The sequence below is a fragment of the Corallococcus sp. AB030 genome, assembly GCF_003668965.1.
Classification (GTDB): Bacteria; Myxococcota; Myxococcia; order Myxococcales; family Myxococcaceae; genus Corallococcus; species Corallococcus exiguus.
In genome coordinates, this window is the sequence record NZ_RAWQ01000335.1 from 1 (window position 1) to 6,471 (window position 6,471).

The window sequence follows — 6,471 nt, forward strand, 5'->3', positions numbered from 1 at the left end:
GCCCCCTTCCGAGCCCGGGGCCCAGAAGCCCGCCCCCACAGAGCCCGCCTCGCCGGAACCCTCCACCGAGGTCGCCCAGGTCACGCCTCCCGCCGACCCCGCGACTCCCACGGAGACGGCGCCCTCGGACCCGCCTCCTCCCAGCAACGAAACCGCCACCGACGACGCCCAGGCTCCCAAGGCGAAGACGCGCACCCCCGTCCGCAAGACCGGCAAGCGCGACGCCAGCGACCCGACGGCCACTCCGGTCCGCGGCAAGTCCCGCACCGCCGCGCCCGTCGACGACTCGGATGCCGACCTCCCTGCCCCGGATGACGGCGCCACCGAAGCGGCCGCGCCCCAGGGCTTCCTCACCCTGGTCACGGAACCTTCCGCCCGCGTGTCCCTGGCCGGCCGTTCCCTGGGCGAGACGCCTCTCAACAAGGTCGCCCTCCCGGTGGGCAGGCACACCCTGAAGCTCATGGACGGCACCGGCCGCCCCTTGAGGCTCCTCGTGGAGATCAAACCCGACGACGTCACCTCCGTCCGGGTCCCCCTGGAGATGCTGGACAATCCCTGAACCTGTCCGGCTGTCGGACACGTTCGCGCCTCGCCACGCAATCATCCGCTGGGGTCCTCCGTACCCGAGGCATTCCGCCGGGACGTGTTCCTACGTCCTCGCGCCTCGCCCGGAGCCGCCCATGAGGATGTCCTCGCTGTCCCTGCTCGCCGCCTGCTGCCTCGTCACCTCCGCCTGCACCGCCCACGCGGAGGACGCGACCCGGCCCTCCCAGGGCGCCGGTGAGACGCGCCAGGTGGAAGACTTCCACGGCGTCTCCGTGGGTCACGGCATGCACGCGGAGGTGAAGGTGGGCCCCAAGTCCGTCCGCCTGGAGGGCTCCCCTGAAAACCTCTCCCGCCTCCAGTTGGAGGTGGAGGACGGCATCCTCACCACGCGCGTGGAGCGCAAGGGCTGGAGCGGCCTCAACGGCAAGGTGAAGCTCATCGTGTCCTCGCCCCGCATCGACCACCTGGAGGCCAGCGGTGGCAGCCACATGAACGCGGACGTCACCGCGTCCGGCGAGTTCGACGCCGAGGCCAGCGGCGGCTCCGTCCTCACCGTGCGCGGCGTGGACGCCAAGCAGGTGGAGGCCGAGGCCAGCGGCGGCTCCGAAATCACGCTGACCGGCCGCGCGACGCAGCTGGAGGCCGAGGCCAGTGGCGGCGCGCAGGTGCACGCCCAGAAGCTCCAGGGCCTCACCGACCTGAAGGTGGAGGCCAGCGGCGGCTCCATCGTGGAGGCCGATGCCCCCGCCAGCGTCTCCGGTGACGCCTCCGGCGGCAGCATCATCCGCCTGTCGAAGCGGCCCCAGAACGCCAACGTGGACATCAGCGGCGGTTCGCGCCTCGACGCCTCGAACTAGCAGCGGTACCGGGAAAGGTTAGCCGGGCCCCGGGGAGTTCCCGGGGCCCGGACAGGCCCCCCACGAAGCAAAAGAGACGCCGCACACCGGACCTCCAAGGTCATCCGGGCGACCGTCCTACCTTCCACGTGGATGCCGACCACACCGGAGTGCCGTCGGACAGGCGCGTGGGCCCCATGGAATGCGCTCGAGTGACCGAACGCTTCGCAGTCCCCAAGATATCGGGAACCCGTCCCAATCCCAAACACCCAGCGTCGCTTTCGCCACAGGACTCGCAGGGGAACCCGCGTCCCGCCACGCCTGCCGTCCCCCACGGACTGTAAATACGAAAGCACCGCGCTCACACGGTGCGTCGTTGAGACGCGTCAGGTCGGGTCCATCCAGCGATGATGGAAAACTCCGCATGCGCGGGACTCCGCGAGCAACCGCTCAGCGGGCCGGCGGGAAGCGGTCCGCGTTCTGACGCTCCACCATCCAACCCGGGTACTCGGGGGGCAGCTTGGAGACGGCGTCCAGCTTCGCGAGTTGCTCGGCGCCGAGGCGCAGCTCGGACGCGGCCAGGTTGTCCTCGAGTTGGGCCTGCGTCTTCGCTCCGAGGATGACGGTGGTGACGTGCGGCTGGTGCAGCAGCCACGCGAGCGCCACGCGCGCCACGGTGGTGTCCGTCTCCTTCGCGACCTCATCCATCACGTCGATGGCGTTGTACGCGCGCTCGCGGTCCACGGGCGGGAAGTCGAAGGTGGTGCGGCGGGCGCCCTCGGGGCCTTCGGCGTTGCGGCGGTACTTGCCGGAGAGGAAGCCGCCCGCGAGCGGGCTCCACACCATCAGGCCCACCTGCTGGTCCTTCATCAGCGGCACCAGCTCGCGCTCCAGGTCGCGGCCGGCGATGGAGTAGTAGGCCTGGAGCGATTCGAAGCGGGACAGACCGCGGTGGTCGCTCAGGCCCAGCGCCTTCATCAGCTGCCACGCGGCCAGGTTGGACGCGCCCAGGTAGCGCACCTTGCCCTGGCTCACGAGGTCGTCCAGCGCGCGCAGCGTCTCCTCCAGCGGCGTGGCCACGTCGTAGCCGTGGATCTGCAAGAGGTCGATGTGGTCCGTGCCCAGGCGCTTCAGGCTCGCGTGCACGGAGTCGAAGATGTGGTAGCGGGACAGGCCCGTCTCATTCTGGCCCGGGCCCATGCGGCCGCGCACCTTGGTGGCCAGCACCACCTGCGAACGCTTTTCCGCCAACGCCTTGCCGAGCAGCTCCTCCGACTGCCCGTACGAATACACGTTCGCGGTGTCGAAGAAGTTGATGCCCGCGTCCAGGCACCGGCCCACCAGCGCGTCGGCCTCTGACTGGCCCTGCTGCCCGATGTTCTTCCAGTAGCCCTCGCCACCGAAGGTCATGGCGCCGAAACACAGTTCAGAGACAAACAGGCCGGTGCGGCCCAGCGGACGGTAGTGCATGTGCGTGTCACCTTGGGTGGAAGTGAAGGCGGCCCCTCTTAACGTCCGGTGCGCAATCCCGCAGCAGGAAGGCACACGATGACGGACGCGCGCCGCTTCGTGGGCTGGGACCTGACGGACCCCTTCGCCCGCGCGCACCGCCCCGTGGACGAGGCCATCGTGGACGGTGACGGCCGCGTGCGCTTCTCCCAGCGCGTCTGGCCCTCGGCACGGACCGGGCACGGGCTGGACCCGGAGGCGCTCGCGGAGGCCTTCGCCGTGGGGCCCGGCGACGTGGTGGTGGTGGACGGGCCGCAGGCGTTGGCGAACCCCGGCGCGAAGGTGCGGGACGCGGAGCGGAAGCTGCGCGCCCCGGGCCGCACCCCGGACGTGCTGCCCATGCCCGGTGCGCCCTTCGCGGGCTTCGTGCGCGGCAGCGTGCTGCTGTTCGCCGCGCTGCGGGCCCATGCCCGGGTGCCCATGCTGGACCTGGACACGCCGTCGCTGTCACACGCGCGCCTGCTCGAAGCCTTCCCCGGTGCCACCTGGCGCATGCTGGCTGTGGAGAAGTTGGGGGCAAAAGCCACGCCGGAGGGACGCGCCCGGAGACAGGCCCTGCTGGAAGCATCCGGCCTGCGCTTCGGGGACTCAGGAACGTGCACGCACGACCAGCTGGATGCCGCGCTCTGCGCCTGGCTGGGGTGGCTCACGCGCACCCGGCCCGGGGACGTCATCGCGGTGGGCCTGCCCCTCACGCGTGACGCGGATGGAACATTGCGCGAGGGACGTATCCTGGACCTGACTCTACGGTAATCAGCTATTGCTATTATTACTGTTTAAGCTGTTTTAATCCCTCTCAACTCCAGCTGGAGAGGGACAACACATGCGTGGAACGCCGTGGAAGGCCGTGACGGTGGTGGTGGGGCTCGTGGGCGCGCCGGTGCTGGCGGAGGACGCGACCGCCCGTCTGCCATACGGCGTGCCGGTGCCAGAGGGGCAGGAGCTGACGGCGGCGCCGGAGCCCTTCGACGAGTCGGTGCACGGCCGGGCGATCCCCAACACCCAGCCACAGGCGAACGAGGTGTTGAAGGGCGTGGCGGCGCGGCTACCGGAGCGCGCCAGCCGGCCCCATCCGCGCGTTCCCATCCCGGACATCTTCCCGGGCTCCGGGGACCGGGGCTTCTGGGTGACGCAGGGCCAGGGCATCTTCGCGGCCAACGACGCGCAGACGGACCTGGTCATCCCGGACAACGCAATTGGGACGACCATCTACGCGCCCACGCACATGCCGGCGGGCAACGTGTGCGTGGAGACGGTGACGGCGCACTGGCGCTATTCGGGCATGGCGACGACGGCGCACGCGCACGGCTTCTGGGACCACTGCGGCTTCGACGGCGCCACGGGCTGGCAGACCTTCGAGGGCATGGACGCGACGTGGAAGGGCAAGTACGTGCGCGTGCTGGACGGCGAGGAGCGCTACTTCACGGAGGCCTACAAGGACGGCAGCGGCTGCGCGCACGGCCTGCTCTACAACTTCACCCTGGGGCTCTGGGAGGAGAAGCTGACGCCCATCTGCGGCAACTCCGGCTTCGCCACGGGCTGGACGATGTGGGAGTCGCACTACCTGATGGACGTGGCCCAGCGCTGTCCCGCGTTCCCGCGCGTGCGGGCCTCCGGCATCCAGATCTACACCGTGAGCGCCTGGCCCGCGCTCACCACCAGCAACAGCACCCAGCTGGGCCCCTACGGCCTGTGCTGGACCAACGGCACGTACAACTTCTCGGTCGCCGTGCCCAACAGCGACTGGACCGCGCTCACGCCGTGAGTTGAGGACTCAGCGCCCACGCACCGGGTCCTCGTGATGGTCGTGCCCTGGCCCGCCGAACGTTCCGGGCCAGGGTTCCTCCGCGGGCTTCAGGCCGGGAATCGGGAAGCGCCGGAAGCGCGATTGGCTATAGGCATACGGCGGATCGCACTCGCCGCACGTCGTGGCCCCGTCCATCATCACGAGGCTGTCCGGCCCCAGCTCCAGGAACTGCGCGGGCGTCGCCGCGTTCGACACCGGGCACTGGAACACCTCGCTGCCGTCCTTCGCGCTCACCGCGAACAGCACCGGCCCCGTCGCGTTCATGCCCGTGCCCACCACCACCGTCTCCGGCGGCTGGCCCGGCCAGGTCGTCCAGCTCGCCAGCCGGACCTCCGGCGCCACCGGCCCCGGCCACCCCTGGAACCCATGCGTCCATGACGGCGTGAGATTCGGCAACGCGTAGCCCTCCAGCGTCCACTCGCCCACGGTGTCGTCCTCGGAGGGCGAGGGAATCACGTGCGCGGAGGTCGCCAGCGCGCGGCCCAGCCCCCGGGGGAACGTCTGTGAACCCACCGCCTGCCCGTCCCGCGTGCTCAGCGCCTGCGTGGAGCGCTCGTTGAGCAGGAGCCCGTTCACGATGGCCAGCTCCCCCGCGGCGAAGGCCTCTGTCTTCCGCCAGCGCGGCACCCCGTCCTGCGAGAACGCCATCACCAACGTCGGCGCTCCCGGATACAGCGGCGCCCCCACGTTCTGCGTGGGCCCGAACGCCACATACACATCGCCCGCCGCGTCGGACGCCACGCCGTACGGGTGCGGATGGTTGCACTCCGCGAGCAGCGGATCCTCCAGCGCCTGCGCGGACACCATCCCGCCAAAGGCATCCAACACCACCAGGAAGTACTGCCGGCACAGCGTGTTCCGCGACGTGCCCGCCGGGTACGCCTCGAAGAGCGCCGCCAACCGGTCCGGCTGCATCACCCCCAGCCGCGCCATGAACACCGTCGTCAGCCCCTGCGTGAAGTCCGGCCGCGCCGTCGTCAGGTCGAACGTCCACCGCGGCGCGCCCGTCACCCTGTCCAACAGCGACACCTGCCCGGACAGCGGCAGGTCCATGCACAACAGCCGGTCGTTCCACAGCATGCACCGGCGCCCGGACGTGCTCGCGCGCACCGGCACCGGGCCCGCCGCGTCCAAGAGCGCCGGCACGAAGAAGCCCACCAGCGTCACGTCCCCCGTGGGCCCCACCAACAAGTCGTGCAGCGCTTCCCCGTTGGAGGCCGCGTCATAGGTCCAGTCCGGCGTCAGCGCCGTCGCGGCGGGGCGCTCGCAGACGGAGCCCTTGCACTTGCCCGGTCCCTGGCAGGGGCTGGCCGGCGCGCAGGTGAAGTTGTCCGGCGGATCGCGGCGCTGGCACGTCCCGTCCAGGCACACGTCCGCCGCGTCACAGCCGCGCTCCGGGCCGCAGAACGTCCCGTCCGGCGCCTTCGCCAGCGTGCACCCCACCTTCGGGTCGCACGCGCCCACCTGGCACTTCCCGTCCCCCGGACACGGCGGCGTCGGCACCGACGTGCAGCCGTCCAGCGGGTTGCACACATCCGTGGTGCACGCGTTGCCGTCGTCGCAGACGCGCTCCGGGCCCTTGCACCGCCCCGCCGTGCACGTGGCGCCCTGGATGCACGCGTTGCCCGGGTCGCAGGCCGTGCCGTCCGGCTCCTCGGCCTCCACGCACTTCTCCGTCGCCACGTCGAACGTGGAGGTGTGGCAGGCCACCGGCGTGGGGCAGTCCGGATACGGGTTCGACTCCCCGCGCAGCTCCACCCGCACCTCCCCGCC

General features: G+C 70.9%; 6 protein-coding genes. 4 read left to right on the top strand and 2 right to left on the bottom strand.

The features are described from left to right. Both D7Y15_RS41535 and D7Y15_RS41540 read left to right on the top strand, forming a co-directional pair. Window positions 1–559: PEGA domain-containing protein (locus tag D7Y15_RS41535; protein ID WP_121756029.1), on the top strand; the 559-nt coding region annotated here is incomplete at its 5' end. 121 nt (window positions 560–680) lie between these two features. Continuing rightward, window positions 681–1,403: a head GIN domain-containing protein gene (locus D7Y15_RS41540; protein ID WP_120581334.1), complete on the top strand. Its 723-nt coding sequence runs from the start codon at window positions 681–683 to the stop codon at window positions 1,401–1,403. Window positions 1,404–1,832: 429 nt separating this feature from the next. Here D7Y15_RS41540 and D7Y15_RS41545 read toward each other — a convergent pair whose 3' ends face one another. Beyond that, window positions 1,833–2,852 carry an aldo/keto reductase gene (locus tag D7Y15_RS41545; RefSeq protein WP_120581335.1) on the bottom strand — a complete coding sequence of 340 codons (1,020 nt, stop codon included), beginning with the start codon at window positions 2,850–2,852 and terminating at the stop codon, window positions 1,833–1,835. Between the two features lie 78 nt (window positions 2,853–2,930). On the opposite strand from D7Y15_RS41545, the gene D7Y15_RS41550 reads away from it, so the two are divergent. Together D7Y15_RS41550 and D7Y15_RS41555 are read left to right on the top strand one after the other, a co-directional pair. Continuing rightward, window positions 2,931–3,644 carry a DUF429 domain-containing protein gene (locus D7Y15_RS41550; protein WP_120581336.1) on the top strand — a complete coding sequence of 238 codons (714 nt, stop codon included), beginning with the start codon at window positions 2,931–2,933 and terminating at the stop codon, window positions 3,642–3,644. 70 nt (window positions 3,645–3,714) lie between these two features. Continuing rightward, window positions 3,715–4,656, top strand: a complete 942-nt coding sequence (locus tag D7Y15_RS41555) for a hypothetical protein (RefSeq protein WP_120581337.1) — start codon at window positions 3,715–3,717, stop codon at window positions 4,654–4,656. Window positions 4,657–4,665: 9 nt separating this feature from the next. On the opposite strand, the gene D7Y15_RS41560 is transcribed toward D7Y15_RS41555, so the two are convergent. After that, a partial coding sequence (locus tag D7Y15_RS41560; protein ID WP_121756030.1) for a tenascin-X occupies window positions 4,666–6,471 on the bottom strand: 1,806 nt, incomplete at its 5' end.